General features: G+C 42.2%; 18 protein-coding genes and 8 tRNA genes. All 26 read right to left on the reverse strand.

Features of this window, described 5'->3' with window-relative positions:
- Positions 1-2: 2 nt before the first annotated feature.
- The 26 genes from ACH0BF_RS06485 to cshA all read right to left on the reverse strand — a co-directional run bounded on the left by ACH0BF_RS06485 (position 3) and on the right by cshA (position 16,458).
- Positions 3-76 (reverse strand) — tRNA-Arg (locus tag ACH0BF_RS06485).
- A gap of 6 nt (positions 77-82) precedes the next feature.
- Positions 83-168 (reverse strand) — tRNA-Leu (locus ACH0BF_RS06490).
- 282 nt (positions 169-450) lie between these two features.
- Positions 451-534: transfer RNA gene (locus ACH0BF_RS06495), tRNA-Leu, on the reverse strand.
- A 6-nt stretch (positions 535-540) separates the two neighbouring features.
- Positions 541-613: transfer RNA gene (locus tag ACH0BF_RS06500), tRNA-Lys, on the reverse strand.
- A gap of 7 nt (positions 614-620) precedes the next feature.
- Positions 621-692 (reverse strand) — tRNA-Gln (locus ACH0BF_RS06505).
- 18 nt (positions 693-710) lie between these two features.
- Positions 711-785, reverse strand: a tRNA-Glu gene (locus ACH0BF_RS06510).
- A 19-nt stretch (positions 786-804) separates the two neighbouring features.
- A tRNA-Ser gene (locus ACH0BF_RS06515) sits at positions 805-895 on the reverse strand.
- 10 nt (positions 896-905) lie between these two features.
- Positions 906-980: transfer RNA gene (locus ACH0BF_RS06520), tRNA-Asn, on the reverse strand.
- 126 nt (positions 981-1,106) lie between these two features.
- Positions 1,107-1,577: a SprT family protein gene (locus ACH0BF_RS06525; RefSeq protein ID WP_340851316.1), complete on the reverse strand. Its 471-nt coding sequence runs from the start codon at positions 1,575-1,577 to the stop codon at positions 1,107-1,109.
- 27 nt (positions 1,578-1,604) lie between these two features.
- Entirely contained in the window at positions 1,605-3,782 is a 2,178-nt protein-coding gene (locus ACH0BF_RS06530; RefSeq protein WP_406909102.1) for a Tex family protein, read from the reverse strand.
- Positions 3,783-3,840: 58 nt separating this feature from the next.
- Positions 3,841-4,434 (reverse strand): PP2C family serine/threonine-protein phosphatase, encoded by a 594-nt coding sequence (locus tag ACH0BF_RS06535; RefSeq protein ID WP_340851319.1) that lies wholly within the window; start codon positions 4,432-4,434, stop codon positions 3,841-3,843.
- Positions 4,434-5,228, reverse strand: coding sequence for an RNA polymerase sigma factor SigB (gene sigB / locus ACH0BF_RS06540; protein WP_120036091.1), 795 nt, complete (start codon positions 5,226-5,228; stop codon positions 4,434-4,436). The genes ACH0BF_RS06535 and sigB overlap by 1 nt, the downstream gene beginning before the upstream one ends.
- A complete protein-coding gene (rsbW, locus tag ACH0BF_RS06545; RefSeq protein WP_120036090.1) occupies positions 5,206-5,676 on the reverse strand; it encodes an anti-sigma B factor RsbW in 471 nt (156 codons plus the stop codon). The genes sigB and rsbW overlap by 23 nt, the downstream gene beginning before the upstream one ends.
- Positions 5,676-6,005 (reverse strand): anti-sigma factor antagonist, encoded by a 330-nt coding sequence (locus ACH0BF_RS06550; RefSeq protein WP_120036089.1) that lies wholly within the window; start codon positions 6,003-6,005, stop codon positions 5,676-5,678. The genes rsbW and ACH0BF_RS06550 overlap by 1 nt, the downstream gene beginning before the upstream one ends.
- Before the next feature lie 73 nt (positions 6,006-6,078).
- Positions 6,079-7,089, reverse strand: coding sequence for a PP2C family protein-serine/threonine phosphatase (locus ACH0BF_RS06555; protein ID WP_120036088.1), 1,011 nt, complete (start codon positions 7,087-7,089; stop codon positions 6,079-6,081).
- An 11-nt stretch (positions 7,090-7,100) separates the two neighbouring features.
- Positions 7,101-7,496: an anti-sigma regulatory factor gene (locus ACH0BF_RS06560; protein WP_120036087.1), complete on the reverse strand. Its 396-nt coding sequence runs from the start codon at positions 7,494-7,496 to the stop codon at positions 7,101-7,103.
- A 3-nt stretch (positions 7,497-7,499) separates the two neighbouring features.
- Positions 7,500-7,856 carry an STAS domain-containing protein gene (locus ACH0BF_RS06565; RefSeq protein ID WP_049659773.1) on the reverse strand — a complete coding sequence of 119 codons (357 nt, stop codon included), beginning with the start codon at positions 7,854-7,856 and terminating at the stop codon, positions 7,500-7,502.
- Positions 7,853-8,686, reverse strand: a complete 834-nt coding sequence (locus ACH0BF_RS06570; protein WP_120036086.1) for an RsbT co-antagonist protein RsbRA — start codon at positions 8,684-8,686, stop codon at positions 7,853-7,855. The genes ACH0BF_RS06565 and ACH0BF_RS06570 overlap by 4 nt, the downstream gene beginning before the upstream one ends.
- Before the next feature lie 376 nt (positions 8,687-9,062).
- Positions 9,063-9,413, reverse strand: coding sequence for a type II toxin-antitoxin system PemK/MazF family toxin (locus ACH0BF_RS06575; protein ID WP_041100719.1), 351 nt, complete (start codon positions 9,411-9,413; stop codon positions 9,063-9,065).
- A 5-nt stretch (positions 9,414-9,418) separates the two neighbouring features.
- Positions 9,419-9,700 (reverse strand): CopG family ribbon-helix-helix protein, encoded by a 282-nt coding sequence (locus ACH0BF_RS06580; protein ID WP_120036085.1) that lies wholly within the window; start codon positions 9,698-9,700, stop codon positions 9,419-9,421.
- 182 nt (positions 9,701-9,882) lie between these two features.
- Positions 9,883-11,046 carry an alanine racemase gene (gene alr / locus ACH0BF_RS06585; protein ID WP_340851328.1) on the reverse strand — a complete coding sequence of 388 codons (1,164 nt, stop codon included), beginning with the start codon at positions 11,044-11,046 and terminating at the stop codon, positions 9,883-9,885.
- Positions 11,047-11,417: 371 nt separating this feature from the next.
- Positions 11,418-12,434 (reverse strand): LolA family protein, encoded by a 1,017-nt coding sequence (locus ACH0BF_RS06590; RefSeq protein WP_120036083.1) that lies wholly within the window; start codon positions 12,432-12,434, stop codon positions 11,418-11,420.
- 83 nt (positions 12,435-12,517) lie between these two features.
- Positions 12,518-12,868 (reverse strand): holo-ACP synthase, encoded by a 351-nt coding sequence (gene acpS, locus ACH0BF_RS06595; RefSeq protein WP_120036082.1) that lies wholly within the window; start codon positions 12,866-12,868, stop codon positions 12,518-12,520.
- A gap of 5 nt (positions 12,869-12,873) precedes the next feature.
- Entirely contained in the window at positions 12,874-14,340 is a 1,467-nt protein-coding gene (locus ACH0BF_RS06600) for a PH domain-containing protein (protein WP_340851332.1), read from the reverse strand.
- Positions 14,333-14,815, reverse strand: a complete 483-nt coding sequence (locus ACH0BF_RS06605; protein ID WP_406909223.1) for a PH domain-containing protein — start codon at positions 14,813-14,815, stop codon at positions 14,333-14,335. Before ACH0BF_RS06605 ends, ACH0BF_RS06600 begins: the two co-directional genes overlap by 8 nt.
- A 179-nt stretch (positions 14,816-14,994) precedes the next feature.
- Positions 14,995-16,458 (reverse strand): degradosome RNA helicase CshA, encoded by a 1,464-nt coding sequence (cshA, locus tag ACH0BF_RS06610; protein WP_120036078.1) that lies wholly within the window; start codon positions 16,456-16,458, stop codon positions 14,995-14,997.
- Positions 16,459-16,505 lie beyond the last annotated feature (47 nt).

Below are 16,505 nucleotides of genomic sequence, written 5' to 3' on the forward strand. Positions count from 1 at the left end.
GGCGCGCCCGAGAGGAGTCGAACCCCTAACCTTTTGATCCGTAGTCAAACGCTCTATCCAATTGAGCTACGGGCGCATTTTATGGTGCGGTCGAGAGGACTTGAACCTCCACGGGGTCGCCCCCACTAGGCCCTCAACCTAGCGCGTCTGCCATTCCGCCACGACCGCATGTTTTTTAACAACAGAACTTAATTATATCATATACCCTTTATCAAATCAAGTACTTTTTGAAACGATATTTATCTTCAAAATAAAAGACGATTGTTCATTTCGATCGGTACTTTTCTTTGATTTAACGTCACTAGAAATATATTAAAGCAATAATGTTAATTAGTCAACTATTTTTTAAAGAAATAAATCTACTTACTAGACTCCTGATCAACTGCCGTTCTTCGAACAAACTCACTAATAAAAAAACAGCCTGCCTCACGCAAGCCGACCTCACATCAATGCGGATGAAGGGAGTCGAACCCCCACGTCCTTGCGGACACTAGAGCCTGATTCTAGCGCGTCTGCCAGTTCCGCCACACCCGCAAATAGTGAGCCATGAAGGACTCGAACCTTCGACCCTCTGATTAAAAGTCAGATGCTCTACCGACTGAGCTAATGGCTCATAGTGACTGGGCTAGCTGGATTCGAACCAGCGCATGACGGAGTCAAAGTCCGTTGCCTTACCGCTTGGCTATAGCCCATTGTTAACAATAAGAAAATGGTGACCCCTACGGGATTCGAACCCGTGTTACCGCCGTGAAAGGGCGGTGTCTTAACCGCTTGACCAAGGGGCCACAATGCTTATTAAAATAATGGCGGAGAAGGAGGGATTTGAACCCTCGCGCCGCTTACGCGACCTACACCCTTAGCAGGGGCGCCTCTTCAGCCTCTTGAGTACTTCCCCATAAAAAATATGGCTCCGCAGGCAAGATTCGAACTTGCGACCGATCGGTTAACAGCCGATTGCTCTACCACTGAGCTACTGCGGAATATAAAATTCATTTTATCGACAATTTGTATTATATTAAAGTAGAGTACATGAGTCAACAACTTTGTCCAATAAAATTAAAAACTCCCCATTCCTTTTCCTCATTCACCAAATTCAACCATTATTTTTAGTCTACTGCTCTCTCTTCTTTGAACTTAATCGTTCCTTTACATTTTCCACATACATAACGGGCTGTATCAATCTTTCTTCTACGATGGTACGCAAGGTGGCAATTAGTGCATTCATAAACCAACAAACGCCTTAGCTGTTTGGGCTTTGTTTTCTCCAACGGAGTGCAATACCTAGGCCCTTGCACCTTTTCTAGCAGCTGCTTAAAATCCCGATCACGATGTTTATGTCCTTTTCCTTCTAAATGCAGGTGATAGTGACATAGCTCATGCTTGATAATACCTTCCACTTCTTCCCGCCCATAGGCCTCCAAATACTTTTTATTCACTTCAATATTATGGGACCGCATCATATAGCGGCCACCAGTAGTTCTTAATCTTGAATTAAATGTTGCTTTATGAAGAAACGGACGGCCAAATAACTCTATTGATATCTTTTCTGTAAGCAACTGAAGTTCCTGATCATTCATTAGCCGGCCGCTCCTTTTCTTCTTCAATTATTTTTCTGAAGGAATCATTGTTAAAGAGACTCTCCCTTTTTTCTCATCCACCTGTTCAATCCAGACAGTTACAATATCACCTACAGCTGTCACATCGAGAGGATGCTTAACGAACCCTTTTTTCATTTTGGAAATATGAACAAGACCATCTTCTTTTACTCCAATATCAACGAACGCACCGAAGTCTACCACATTTCTGACAGTCCCTTGCATTTCCATACCAGGCTTTAAATCCTCCAATTTCATTACTCCTGTTTTTAACAGCGGAGTCGGCAGTTCATCGCGAGGGTCACGTCCCGGTCTTTGAAGGGCATCCTTGATGTCCTGCATTGTTAGGACCCCAATGCCTAACTCTTCTGCAGCCTGCTCAACAGAAACTTTATCCAATGTATCTTTGAGCTCTTTGGATCCTACATCTTTTGTGGTATAGCCAATACTTTGAAGCAGTTTTTTCACTTCTGAATAACTTTCAGGGTGGATCGCTGTTTTATCCAACGGTTCCTGCCCATCCATAATTCTTAAAAACCCTATACATTGCTCGAAAGTTTTCGCACCAAGCCGAGGAACTTTTTTGACTTGAGAGCGATTATTAAATTTACCGTTATCTTCTCTAAATTTAACAATATTATTAGCTACAGTTTTATTCAAGCCGGCTACATACTGCAATAATGAGGAAGAGGCTGTATTCAAATTCACTCCTACTTGGTTAACTGCTGTTTCTACTACAAATGTGAGCGACTCATTTAGCTTTTTTTGAGAAACATCATGCTGATATTGGCCTACACCAACTGATTTTGGATCAATCTTTACTAATTCAGCTAAAGGATCTTGCAACCGCCGCGCTATTGACACAGCACTTCTTTCTTCGACCTGAAAATCCGGAAATTCCTCACGTGCTGTTTCGGAAGCAGAATATACACTTGCCCCTGCTTCGTTCACAATAATATAAGCCGTTTGACATTCACTTTTCTTAATGACATCAGCTATAAATTGCTCTGTCTCTCGCGAAGCGGTTCCGTTGCCAATCGCGATAATTTCCACTCCATATTCCTTTAGAAGCTTTTGGACAAGCTCTTCTGCCTCGGCTCTTTTAGATTTCGGCGGGTGCGGATAAATAACACCTATATATAATACCTTACCTGTTTCATCTACCACTGCAAGCTTACAGCCTGTTCGGTAAGCAGGATCGACGCCTAAAACTATTTTTCCCTTTAAAGGAGGCTGCAAAAGTAATTTCCTTAAGTTTTCGGAGAAAATATGAATTGCCTGATCCTCCGCCTTTTCAGTTAGTTCATTGCGTACTTCCCGTTCAACGGATGGCTGGATGAGCCGCTTGTATGCATCTTGAAGGGCTTGTTGTACATATGCTCCAGCTTCGACTTTGTCATCCACCTTATATTTCTTGCTTATGTAACGCACGATTTTTTCTGAATCTGTATGGATGTTTACTTTTAGAACATCTTCTTTTTCCCCTCTATTCAGGGCTAATATGCGGTGCGGAACAATTTTCACAACAGGTTCTTCGTAATCATAATACATTTCATATATATTCTTTTCGTCTAACTCCCTATTTTTAACAGTTGCATGAATGCTCCCATTTTTGAAGGTTTCACTGCGAATCCACTGACGAATCGCTGCTTCATCCGCCGCCTGCTCAGCAATAATATGCAGCGCACCTTCAATTGCTTCCTCCACAGAAGAGACGCCTGTTTCGTTTGATATGTATGTTTTCGCCTGGGCTGTTACAGAAGAAGCAGGCATCTCCAAGAGCCACTCTGCTAACGGCAGCAATCCTTTTTCTTTGGCAATAGCTGCTTTTGTCCGGCGTTTTTGCTTGAAAGGACGATAAAGATCTTCTACAGCCTGAATTTTCTCTGCCTGTAAAATAGCAGATCGCAATTCCTCCGTTAGTTTCCCCTGCTCTTCAACTAGACGAATGACTTCTTCTTTGCGCGTTGATAAGTTTTGCAAGTAGGTCCACCGATTGATAAGCGATTGAATCTCCACTTCATTAAGCGCACCAGTCATTTCCTTCCGGTAGCGGGCAATAAAAGGCACAGTATTTCCTTCCTCAATCAGCCCAATGACTGCGCGTACTTTCTTTACCTCTAATTTCTCATCCTGGGCTGTTTGTTTAATCAAGCTTTCTTTGTCAATTATAGCTTCAACGGGCATGCCAATCCCCTCCTTCTCCTATCTTTCATTTTATCACAAGAAAAAAAGCCCGCGCTTATTAAAGCAGGCTTCCGATAATATAAGTAGAGTCATCGCCAGATTTGGTTGTTTCTTCCTCCAGTAGAGAGGCGATTTGTTGAATAGAACGGTTTCTCATTAGTCCTTTGACATTAAGAACGTTAATCCCGTCTGAATGCAAAAGAAATTTGCAATTCGCCTCATAGGTAAAGCGTTGTGTCCGATATTTTTGAGGCCGGCCCGATAAATAACCGGTTACCGGCAGTGGGTAAGTTAATTTTTCCTTGTCAGTATATAAATAAAACCGAATATTGCCAACGCAACTATATTCAAATTCACGGGTATTAAAATAAACTTTTAAAATAGCAACGGCTGCTCCTCTTTTTTGATAAAGAACATTATTGCTTAAACTCATTAGAAGATCAACCGACTCGTGATGGTTCTCTTCTACTATTTTTGTTACAGCCGATGAAGAATGAAAAGCAAACTCCCCACTACCCAGTCCATCTGCCAACACACAGATTAAATAGTCATCTGTTGTGTGAATATAGTAACTGTCACCGCAAAATGGCTGGCCGCCTTTTGCGGCTTTATTAGCACAGATCTCTAGCTGTTCATTTTGAAAACAATTCATTAAGTCAACCGCTCCGATGTCATTGATTCAGCATCAATTGCTTCTTTCAGCTTCTTGATTGCTCTTCTTTGCAGGCGCGATACATGCATTTGAGAAATGTTTAGCTTATCTCCCGCATCCTTCTGACTCATATTTTCTAAATAAGTATACTGGATAATTTGACGTTCACGGTCGGACAATACGTGAAGCACCTTCTCAAGTACAAGTCGCTGGTCTACCCTCTCATAACCTTGCTCTCTATTCCCGACGATATCTAGAAGTGTCACTGTGCTGCCATCGGAATCTGCTTCAATTGAGTGGTCAACAGATAAAGCTTGATAACTCTTGCCCATCTCCATCGCTTCCAAAACTTCCTCTTCAGAAATATCAAGATAACGCGCAATCTCATCTACCTTTGGAGAACGCTGTAAGCTAGAGGTTAGCTCCTCCACTGTGGATTTAATTTTTGGCCCCAGTTCCTTAATCCGCCTTGGAACATGAACACTCCACGTCTTATCCCGCAAAAACCTCTTAATCTCTCCAACGATTGTCGGAATAGCAAAGGCTTCAAAACTCTTACCATAAGCATCATCATATCGTCTAATTGCCCCTAAAAGGCCCATCATTCCGACTTGAGCAATATCTTCATGATAAGATTTGCCTTTTGAATATTTACGGGCAATGGATTCAACTAATCCTTGGTAATGTTTTACGAGATGTTCTTGTGCTTCATTATCACTGTCGTTCTGATAAGCTTTGATCCACTCAACAACTTGCTGTTTTGTATCCTGGTTAGGTTGAGATGGTTTCCGCATCCCTCTCCACCTGCTCTCCTTCGAGGTACTTCGTCATGAACAAAGTAACCCCTTCCTTTTGATGAACCTTTACTTCGTCCATTAATGTTTCGATGAGAAATAGACCTAAGCCTCCTTCACGCAGAAATTCCACAGAATTCTCCTTGTAAGGGCCTAATGCTTTCTTTGTTTCGCGGAAATCAAAGCTTTTTCCGTTATCAGATACCATCACTTCTAAATGTTTCTGATAAAGAGCAAAGCCAACCACCACTTCACCTTCTTCATCGCCGTTGTAAGCATGCTGGACAGCGTTGGTGATTGCTTCGCTAGTAGCTATTTTCAAATCCTCAATCGCATCATATGTAAATCCCATTCTGCTCGCAATTCCTGAAAGCGTCAACCTGATAACGCCCACAAATTCCGGCTTGGCCGGGATTTTCATCTCGATGTAATCAAACGCTTCCATCATCAAACGCCACCTTCTACTTCAGAATTAATATTCATAATATCTGCAAGGCCGGTGATATCAAACAATCTTCTCAAGCGTTCTGATAAACCAATCAACTGCAGAGTGCCCCCATTAGCATTTAAACTTTTGAAAAGCCCAACGAATACACCTAGACCTGTACTGTCCATATAAGATACTTCAGACAAATCAATTACTATGTTCGCCTTTTCTTTCTCGGTATATGGAAAAACAGTCTCACGAAGCTTAGGTGCTGTATATGCATCAATTTCTCCAGTGATTCTCACTGTGATTTGTTGTTCTGTTTCTTTTACGTCAATTGTAATATTCATTTTAAACCCACCTCTTCTTTATTACTCCACTGTTTTTAAAGTATACCCAGCTGAAAGAGAGATAAACCTTTTCTTACTTTATTCTCTTTAAAATAATTAAAGTGAAGTCATCCCGCAGCTGGAAGTCTTGTAAAAACTCAAGTTCTTTATATACCTTATCTGCAATCTCTTGGGCTTCCAGGTGAATATATTTTTTAATGTATCCCATTAACGTATCTACTTCTATAAAGCCTTCTTCGGTTCGGCATTCTGTTACGCCGTCAGACATAAGCAGAATAATATCCCCTACTTCAACTTTTTTCTCAAACTGGCGGTATTTTGTTTTCTTATCTACACCAAGCAAGAGCCCTTTTGCATACAACTCTTCAAATTCTTTTGTTTCATGATTGTAGAAAAAGCCCGGTTCATGACCTGCGGAAGAATAATAGAATGTATGATTCATTGTATTATACATCCCATAGAACATGGTAATAAACATCGTCGGGTCTACATTTTGTTCTACCACTCTATTTAGGCTTTCCAGCACGCGGCTCGGTTCATGCCGTCCCTCTGGTAAACTATCCATGGAATATTTGATCATTGACATGCACAGTGCCGCCGGAATTCCTTTTCCAATTACATCCGCGATGGCCACACTGACAGCTCCCTGCTCATCCTGAACAAAATGATAATAATCCCCGCTCATTTGTCTCGCCGGCACGCTAATAGCTCCTATGTCAAGGCAATCCACATTCGGAACCTGCGTCCCTAGAAGTGTTTGCTGCATATTAGCCGCCACTTCAATCTCACTTTTTAATTCCTGCTGAATCGTCCGCAAATTTTGATGCTCACGATAAGCAAGACCATACGCCATCATCACTTCAAGCAAGATGTCGAAAGAGGGGAGCATCGCCTCGGAAGTTTCTATTCCGAGTTCCAACAAAGCAGTTCTATGGAGACTGATAATTTCTTCGGGAGAGACTTTATGTTCAATGGATTTTCTACTGAACTTTTGACTAAGATACAAAGCTTGCTCGTTTTGATCCCTCATATAGCTCTCAAGAATTTCTTTATATTTTTCTTGCATTGCTTCCCTAAATTCCATACTTGCCCTCCTTATCGGAGCCACTTGATTGCCTTAATGAGAGTCCCCTCTCCTGGAGTAGAGTCAATTGTAAACTCATCTACAAGGCGTTTCACCCCAGGCAAACCGGCTCCAAGTCCTCCAGAGGTGGAGAAACCGTCTTCCATTGCTTTACGAAGATCTTGGATACCAGGTCCCTGATCTTCTGAAATAATGATTAACCCGGTTTTTCCGGCAGCCTCTGTCTTTTCTATGCATACCTGGCCCTGACCGGCATAAAGGTAAATATTACGCGCCAGCTCACTGATAGCTGTCGTGATACGGGCCTGGTCGACCGTGCCAAATCCTAGATCTTTGGCCACATTCCTGCCAAGCTGCCTTGCAGCTACGATGTCCCATTCATTTGTAATCTTGACGCAAGAATCCATAGATTAGTCCTCCAGTTCCCGTTGAAGTTTCTCCAAACCTTTTTCTAAATCAAGAGCTGTCAAGACATCTTCAAGACGTATACCCAATTCGATCAAGGTAATAGCAACGGCTGGCTGAATTCCTGTGATCACAACTTTCGCTCCCATAAGCTTCGACATGCTGATTACATCTCCGAGCACTTTAGCGATGAAAGAATCGATAAAATCAATAGAAGTTAAATCAATCACCACTCCCCGGGCGCTCGTTTCATGAATTTTGTGCAGCAAATCCTCTTGGAACTGCAGGGCAGTCTGATCGTCCAGTTCCCATTGAATTGAAATCAGCAGACAATCATGAAGTTTTAAAATTGGTATTCTCATCGTTCTTCCTCCACTTCAATGATTTTTCTTTCCGTCATCTCAAGAGCTTCTTCAATCCCTTTTTTCAAGGTACTTGTAGTAATAACCTGATCCAGATTAATACCTAGAGTGACGATCGTTTGAGCGATTTCCGGACGGATGCCCACGATCATACATTTAGCACCAACAAGCCGGACAGCATCCGCCGCCTGGATGATATGATGTGCCACCATCGTGTCCACAACCGGAACCCCCGTAATATCAATAAGAACAACTTCCGAACGATGGTTAACTACCCCATCAAGCAAGTTTTCCATAATAAGTTTAGCTCTTTCTGTATCAATCGTTCCTACAAGAGGCATAACTGATATTTTCTCAAAAACCGGGATAAGAGGGGCGGATAATTCCTGAAGGGCAATCTTTTGCAAAGAAACCGTGCGTTCCCACGTATCAGCATAAGTATCAATAATCGTGTTATATAAAGGGAACATCCAGCGCTCAAATTCAAAAGAAAATTCGATATAATTATGCTGTCCAACCAATTCTTCCTTTGTCATTCCCTCGGATATAATGTGGCTAAATGTATGCAGCCCAAGTGTAATAACAGTAAGGGGCCATCCTAGTCTGACAATCTTCTCCGCAAATCCAGTAACTTTTGACTGAAATTCTTCTTCCGTTTCAGTAAAATTGGAAATAAGCAACTCGATAAACTCACTGCTTGTTTGTGTAAACATTTGATCAGACATCGTTTGAACAGCACGCTCATCTGCGTCTTGTTTCATTTTGCTAATCCATTCGCTCAATATTTGACTCTTATGGGTTTGCACATAGTTAAAAATTAATTTACGCATTAAGACAACTCCAATTCTTCTTTTTCGATGACTACGCATCTGCTCTATGTAGAGACTGTCCCATAAACGCCCGGCTCCTTCCCTCTCTATAACACATAGAGATTTTCATCCAAGGAAACCGAAGGCAGCTGACTCCTTACTTTCCAGACAGCCCCGTCCGCTTATTATCCCCAAATCCACTTTCTCAATTTTAACAATTTCGAACATAAAACTAAACCGATTTCCATTTCCTTTTTTTGTATCCGCCGATATTTATCGTCACTACTAAACATTATAATGTTTATTTCGTCAATTAAAAAGCGAGAGTACTGCCTGCCGGCAAAATATCATCTAAAAAAATAAGACGCCCGGCTAGTATAACCTAGCGGGCGTCTATTTAAAACTGAATAAGACCTAAGCTGATCTGCAAGGCTTCGTCCACTTTTTCCATCATTTCCTCATCAAGTTGAGTGATTTTATCCGTTAAACGCTGTTTGTCGATCGTCCGGATTTGCTCAAGTAAGATAACGGAATCACGTTCAAAGCCATAACGCTTTGCATCAATTTCAACATGTGTAGGCAACTTAGCTTTTTGAATTTGCGCTGTTATAGCAGCAACAATAATAGTGGGACTGAACCGATTCCCGATGTCGTTTTGAACTACTAGCACAGGCCGCACGCCGCCTTGCTCTGATCCGACAACAGGGGACAGGTCTGCAAAATATACGTCACCACGCTTAACTATCACACGGATTATCCTCCACTTACTAAACGTTCTACAGTATTTCCGGCCTCATACTCAGCTTGCATGGCCTCCGAGGCGATAGCTAAGTTGATCTTAGCCATTTCCATGTACCCGCGCCGCATAGATTCTCTAATCTGACGTTTTTTTCTTTCCCGAAGATACATTTTTGTTGCTCTGTAGATAAATTCATTGCGGTTAACCTTCTCAAGTTCAGCATACCCGTCTAGTTCTTTAACAAATTGTTGTGGCAAACGAATTAACACTTCTGTTGTTGCGCTTGATTCAGACACGAACTACACCTCCACCAATCACTACACCGTCTCGTTAACTGTCCTTTTCATCATATCATCTTTTCTTTTACAAGGGAAGGCGAATTCAAATTTCCCAGCTATTATCTTAAAATAACAGAGAAAAAAAGCGCAAATCCACTAAAAGCTTGACGGAAAATGCCGATAAATATAAACTTGAATTTTTATTTAATCAGGGGGTTTACAATCTCGACAATTTCTCCGTTTTGCTTATAAACTCTCGGTACGCGTGCGGTAACAATACAGGGAACCTCATAATTAATTGTCTCCATCTTCCGGGCAATATCATCCATGGTAATTTCTTCCTCGCCTTGCTTGCCGATCAGTGTTACTTTTGTTCCTATGGGCATTTCTTCGGGCAGACGGATCATGCATTGATCCATACACACTCTGCCGACAATCGGCGCTTTTTTCCCACCGACAAGCACAGCTTGTCCCTGAAGCTTGCGCAGCCAACCGTCAGCATAGCCGATCGGCAACGTGGCAATCCATTCCTCCTGCTGCGTTTCATACGTGGCTCCATAGCTGATTTTTTCACCTTTGTTCAGCTTTTTTATATGAACGATTCTCGTATGAAGAGAGAAAGCCTGCTTTAATGGAAACGGTAGCTCTGTTTTCATGTCCTCAGATGGTGAAAGGCCGTACATCGAGATACCAAGACGAACGGCATTAAAATAAGCTTTTTGAAAACGCAGCGTCGTTGCACTGTTGGCACAATGGATGAAGGCCGGTTTAATTTCAAGCGCAGCAATCATCTTTGTAAAAGTCTGGTACTGCTCTTCAAAGTAATCTGTGTGCAAGTCATCCGCCGTGGCAAAGTGAGTGAACACTCCCTCCAGAAAGAACTTAGGTGAACGCTCGATAAACTCAGCAAGTTCATTGAGTTCTGCTGCTGTCTTTACTCCGAGCCGCCCCATTCCTGTGTCACACTTAATATGCACGCGAAGTACCTGACCATCCTCAAGATGCTTCTCAGCTTTTTCCAACCATTCCTTCTGAAAGACAGTTAATGAGATTTGCTGCTCGGCCGCTATTTTTGCTGTATGCGGACTACTCGCCCCCAATACGAGCAGCGGCACAGGTAAGCCAGCTTCCTTTACAGAAAGCGCCTCATCAAAGAAAGCGACAGCGAGCCCTTGAGCTCCTGCCTCTACAGCCGTTTTTGCTATTTGTATATCTCCATGCCCATAAGCATTGGCCTTCACTACAGCAAACAGCTTTGTATGTTCAGGAAGCAGCTTCAGTGTCTCCCTCACATTGTGCGAAATATGATCAAGATTGATCTCTGCCCATGTATCACGGTAAAACTTAGTCTCTACTGTCAACATATGCCCCTTCTTTCTTATCTGTATACGTGAAGCTGTAAAATTAGATTGCTTGTCAACCTTATTTTAAGTATACAGCAAGAAGGGATCAACAGATTCTAGATAACAAGGATGTTCGATTCACTCCCTTCTCAGAAAAAGAAATAATTAAGAGCCAGAAATGTTACTTCCACCCTTGGGCTGCCTAGTAATTAAAAAAGCTATCCCTGCCAGCACCAATGAGCCTGTAAGCGAAATCTTCTGCCCGCTGGCTCCTTTGTTAAACACCCTCTGAAATTTCCCTTTTTCCATTGACAAGTTTTATATTTAAATAAAGAAAAAGGAACGTCAAATTCCCGTTCCTAAAGCGCCCAATCCAAGGCGGCTGTATCCGTCTACTTTTCCATTTCCGCCTGCATAGAGCGGGCTACTTCAATCATCTCAGCTTCGCTTAAATCTTTAGAAGCAATCATATAGTCTATCCCCTTATAAGTCCAAGAAAGGGACTGATCTGTGATCTCACCAAACGCAAAACCAAGATCGGCCATTTCCCCGCTCATACTAGCCGTTTCCACCGAGGCAGCTGACGGAGTAACCGCCTTTTCCTGAACCACTGTGAACGACTTGTCTCCTCCATACGTAAGAACAATTCGTTTACCACTAGCTGTTAACATTTCATTTTCCTCGAGCAAACGGCTGCCAACAACTTCTGCCTGCGGGTAAAAAACCGTGAACTCCTTTTCCTGTTCCTGAGCAAGCACCGGCATTTCCAATTGAGCTCCGGTCATATTCTTTTTCACATCAAAAGATGATTTCTCAAAACTCGCTTTAAAATCTACTTTTGTAAAACTGACAGTCAATACCGGTTTGCGGTCCGGATCCATCACCTTTACAGAAACAGGGGACAAATCACGTTTGTTAAAAGTGATTTCCTGAAGCGGAAGCATGTGGCTGTTTGGATACCTTGTCTTTGTTTCAAACACATAGTGTTTGTCTGTTTCTTCAAAGGTTGCCTCCTGATCGCTTTTAATGTCTTTGACAAGTGATTCGAACAAATAAGCTTGACTGCTGTTTTTCGGCCAATCACTTTGAAATTTAAAGCTTTTATTCAAAGACGGCGTTAAAACATATACACCTGATTCGTTCTTCAGGATCATCTGACTTTGATCCTTTTTATCATTGGACAATTCTACACGGTAAAAGTTATTTTCTTTATTCCAAATTTCCACGTGATATGCCTGTTTTTCCTCTCCTGTCTGCAGCGTCATTTGCGCGGTAGCCTTGTATCCCTTCATCTCTTCCGCTTTCTCATTTAAATCCTTTGTCACATCCTCCTTAGATTTTGCTCCGCAGGCAGAAAGAACAAATAAAGCAACCAGGCATAGCAGCCAGACTAACCTTCTTTTTGTCATTTCCTCACAACCCCTTTCGCATTAAAAATATATGAGACAACCTTTCAAAATATGATTGTCCAAAAGGGGCTGTTTCTTTTTATTTATTTTTCTATGATGACTTGAGCAGCTGCATATTCTTTGCTATGTGTAATAGATAAATGTACTCCCTCAAAAAAAGGGGATTTAATATAAGGTTTGCCGTATTCATCTGCCTCTGTTTCAATATCTTGAAAAGACAGCTGCTCACCAATGCCGCTTCCAAGCGCTTTAGCGAACGCTTCTTTTGCAGCAAAGCGGCCAGCTGCATATTCATATTGGCGCCTGCCATTCCTGCTGTTAAACACTTCTCTCTCTTTCTCTGTTAAAATTCGTTCAACAAACTTTGGCTGCCTTTGTATGAGCCTTTGGATCCGGCTAATCTCTACAATATCCATTCCAATGCCTCTTATCATGTTAGTTAACCCTTCTTCCTTAATTCGTACCACTGGTATATTTTTTCCCCATCAACTGCTGAAGCATCTATTAGTTTTATTTTTTTGCCGCCTATCCCACTCCTGATCACTGAATGAATGGATGACAGTTTTTTTCGCCTTTGCCGCCATGTATTTATCATTTCCAACGATTGAATACGATTCTTCATCATAAAAGCTGTTTGGAGGGAGACCCTTCTCGTTCTAACAGTAAATTGGTTCCCTTGAATATTCCATCCAACCGCTTTGAAGCAAATAAACCCATAAAGAGCCGCAGGCAGAAAAACAGCTAGAAACGCCAAGCCAAATGGCCAAAAAAACCAGGTAGCTAGCGCCACCGGTAAAGCCAGATATAAGCAAGCTCTTCCCATATACCTGCTTATCGCTTGTGCCGGAGCAGGAGTCAGCTTTACTGAAAAACAATAATCTGGAAAGATTTCCGCCAGCATCTTTAGTGCTTGTTCTTTTTTTACCATCGGCATAACGACCATATTTGCATTGTCTTTCTCTTTAGCCGTTCCCCCCGCACTTTCTAGATGAACAGAACAGTAACCCAACCCTTGCCTGAGCGGATTCTCTAGAATAGTAATTCCCTGTATACGATCCATCGGGACTGTCAGCTGCTGTTTTTCAAGCAGTCCTCGTCGGATGATCAAACTTTCTTCCTTGTGACACAGAGTAAACCCCGCATATCTCAATAAGGTCATTCCAATTGAAATAATCCAGGCGGCAAATAAAGCCAGAAAAACAATGAATGCAATAAAGACGGTTCCCATTTCGATAAAATGTGAAGCTTCTTTAAAAATCTTCTCATAGGGAATGATATCTTGAAACTGGGATAGAAAAGCGAATACCGCCGAAACGACCACACCGATCCCTCCTGATGTGGCGGCTAGGAGCAACAATTCGGACAGTTGAGCTTGATAAATAACGTCTTCTTCCCCGTTTGTCTTTACTTTCTCAAGGAGATCATCGGTAACATCTACTGGGGCTTTTCGCTTTTTTTCTTGGTTAATTAATTGTTGAAGAGCTTGTGCTTCTTCTTTTGTAATAGCAGTCAACTCTGCTTCCGATTCAGATTCAGCCCCTGCTCCCGCTGTCTCTACTGTAATTTTCACAAGACCAAACATCCGGTGCAGCAGCCCCTCTGACACATTTAAGCTTTGAATGCGCTCGATTGGAATATAGCGTTTCTTTTTCACGAAGAGACCATATTCAATTTTAAATTCATTTTCTTCCAGTCTATAAGTAAAGCGCAGCCATTTAACAATACCAGAAATAAGAACGTATAGAACGACCATTCCTATAGCTACAATCGGGAAATAGTCCCAAAAACTATTCCGCTCTCCGTTTCCGATAAAAATCACGAAAACAACAGGCAGGATAAGACTTTTCAATTCCTTAAAAAAAGTTAACAACGCAGCGATAGGATGAAGCTTCTTAGGATTAGACATCTTCTTCCGCCACCCTTGCAAGAGCCGAAATGACCCTTCTCATTTCTTCCGCCTCTTCCATCTCAACGGCTGGTATTTCATGAATTGTCGCGGCCGTCGAGATTTTAATCGCCCCTAGACCATATTTACGCAGGAGCGGTCCTTGTTCTGTATCGACATGCTGCACACGGGTCATAGGGATCAGCGTACGACGAACAACAAATACCCCTCGCTGCAGCTCAATCTCCTGCTCCCTCACTTCATACCTCCATCTTTTCCATCGCATATTCGGCAGAGCCATAACAACCGTCAGCACTTCTAACACGCCCACTGCTACAAGAAGAAAAAGAATCCATAACGGCCACTGTTTAATCACAATGAATACACCAGCTCCGATAACTAAGAGCCATAAGAAAACAGAACTGATGCTCCCTGATATTCTCCATACTTTTAAAGCTTTTTTTGAAATTCTTTTTGCAGGTTCTTCCATATTCATATTCACAGCCTTCATCATTGTTTTCCTGTTATAACGTTTTAAAGCTGGTAAAAGTTTCATCTTCTTTCACTTTTTCTAGAAAAATCGGTATGTGATCAAGAAACTTCCATGAAAAAAAGAGGCCGCCCCAAAGTCAGCGCTTTACTAACTTCATGGGACAGCCTCTTATCGTTCATGATTTATTGGGAAGTATATTTTCTTCTTGGATTGCTTTTGCGATCACGGTTGTAAGAGCGATTGCCGCCGGATGAACGTCCGCCTTGGCGGCTGCCATACGGCTTTTTAGAACTTGAATTTTTAGAACGGAACTTATCTTTCTTTTGCGGAAGAGAAGACTCATTTGTAATATGAATCGGTGTCCGATCTGGCTCTTTTGTGATCAATTTTAAAGCAGCAGCTACAAGCTGTTCAGCATCATACTGGTCAAGTAAGCCTTTCGCCAATGCTTTATATTGAGAGAGATCATTTTTAGCGACAGACTCTTCTAGTTCATTAACAGCAGCCTGCTGCTGTCCAACCAATGCATCATCCCATGTAGGGGCAGCCATCGGGGACATTTTTTTCTTCGTTGTTCTTTCTACTTCTTTCAGATAACCCATTTCTCTCGGTTCAACGAATGTAATAGCGACTCCCTCTTTACCGGCGCGGCCTGTACGACCGATGCGGTGTACATAGCTTTCTGGGTCCTGTGGGATATCGTAATTATATACGTGGGTAACGCCAGAAATATCCAGTCCGCGAGCAGCTACGTCTGTCGCCACAAGCACATCGATTTTCCCCTCTTTAAAACGCTTCAGCACAGTCAAGCGCTTTGCCTGAGTTAAATCGCCATGAATTCCCTCTGCTTGATAACCACGAAGGCTTAAAGCATTGGCTAATTCATCTACACGTCTTTTAGTGCGGCCGAAAATAATCGCCAGCTCTGGTGAATGAACATCGATCAAGCGAGAAAGCACGTCAAATTTATCGCGTTGATGCACTTTTACATAAAACTGCTCAATGTTGGAAACAGTCATCTCTTTCGTCTTCACTCGAATAGTCACAGGGTCATTCATAAATCTTTCAGCTATCGCACGAATCTGCTTAGGCATTGTCGCTGAAAACAACAATGTCTGGCGTTCAGCCGGCATGTGGGAAAGAATAGCCTCAATATCTTGAATAAAGCCCATGTTCAGCATTTCATCTGCTTCATCCAATACGAGTGTCTGTAAGTTATCAAGCTTCAACGTTTTCCGATTAATGTGATCGAGAATCCGTCCTGGTGTTCCTACAATGATGTGAGGGCGTTTTTTCAATGCGCGAATTTGACGTTGAATGTCCTGACCGCCATATACGGCTAAAATGCCGACGCGTTTGCCGCTGCCAATTTTGTAAAGCTCTTCTGATACTTGAATAGCGAGCTCACGAGTTGGAGCAATAACTAATCCTTGTACCATGTGGTTATGTGTATCAATTTTTTCGATCATTGGCACACCGAAAGCCGTTGTCTTTCCTGTTCCTGTCTGTGCCTGACCAATAATGTCTCGCCCTTCAAGACCCGCTGGAATTGTCTGTGCCTGGATTGGTGTTGCTTCTTCAAATCCCATTTTATCAATAGCTTTTAAAGTGGTTTCACTTAAATTTAGTTCTTTAAATTTCGTCAATATTTTCTTCTCCTTCTGTTTCGATTGCCGTATCAAACAAAAAATAC

This window comes from Pseudobacillus sp. 179-B 2D1 NHS (assembly GCF_045370945.1).
Classification (GTDB): domain Bacteria; phylum Bacillota; class Bacilli; order Bacillales; family Domibacillaceae; genus Pseudobacillus.

Coding starts and splice junctions, on each gene's coding strand:
- ACH0BF_RS06525 (WP_340851316.1), bottom strand. CDS start 1,577: ATGAATGATCAGGAACTTCAGTTGCTTACAGAAAAGATATCAATAGAG.
- ACH0BF_RS06530 (WP_406909102.1), bottom strand. CDS start 3,782: ATGCCCGTTGAAGCTATAATTGACAAAGAAAGCTTGATTAAACAAACA.
- ACH0BF_RS06535 (WP_340851319.1), bottom strand. CDS start 4,434: ATGAATTGTTTTCAAAATGAACAGCTAGAGATCTGTGCTAATAAAGCC.
- sigB (WP_120036091.1), bottom strand. CDS start 5,228: ATGCGGAAACCATCTCAACCTAACCAGGATACAAAACAGCAAGTTGTT.
- rsbW (WP_120036090.1), bottom strand. CDS start 5,676: ATGATGGAAGCGTTTGATTACATCGAGATGAAAATCCCGGCCAAGCCG.
- ACH0BF_RS06550 (WP_120036089.1), bottom strand. CDS start 6,005: ATGAATATTACAATTGACGTAAAAGAAACAGAACAACAAATCACAGTG.
- ACH0BF_RS06555 (WP_120036088.1), bottom strand. CDS start 7,089: ATGGAATTTAGGGAAGCAATGCAAGAAAAATATAAAGAAATTCTTGAG.
- ACH0BF_RS06560 (WP_120036087.1), bottom strand. CDS start 7,496: ATGGATTCTTGCGTCAAGATTACAAATGAATGGGACATCGTAGCTGCA.
- ACH0BF_RS06565 (WP_049659773.1), bottom strand. CDS start 7,856: ATGAGAATACCAATTTTAAAACTTCATGATTGTCTGCTGATTTCAATT.
- ACH0BF_RS06570 (WP_120036086.1), bottom strand. CDS start 8,686: ATGCGTAAATTAATTTTTAACTATGTGCAAACCCATAAGAGTCAAATA.
- alr (WP_340851328.1), bottom strand. CDS start 11,046: ATGTTGACAGTAGAGACTAAGTTTTACCGTGATACATGGGCAGAGATC.
- ACH0BF_RS06590 (WP_120036083.1), bottom strand. CDS start 12,434: ATGACAAAAAGAAGGTTAGTCTGGCTGCTATGCCTGGTTGCTTTATTT.
- acpS (WP_120036082.1), bottom strand. CDS start 12,868: ATGATAAGAGGCATTGGAATGGATATTGTAGAGATTAGCCGGATCCAA.
- ACH0BF_RS06600 (WP_340851332.1), bottom strand. CDS start 14,340: ATGTCTAATCCTAAGAAGCTTCATCCTATCGCTGCGTTGTTAACTTTT.
- ACH0BF_RS06605 (WP_406909223.1), bottom strand. CDS start 14,815: ATGAATATGGAAGAACCTGCAAAAAGAATTTCAAAAAAAGCTTTAAAA.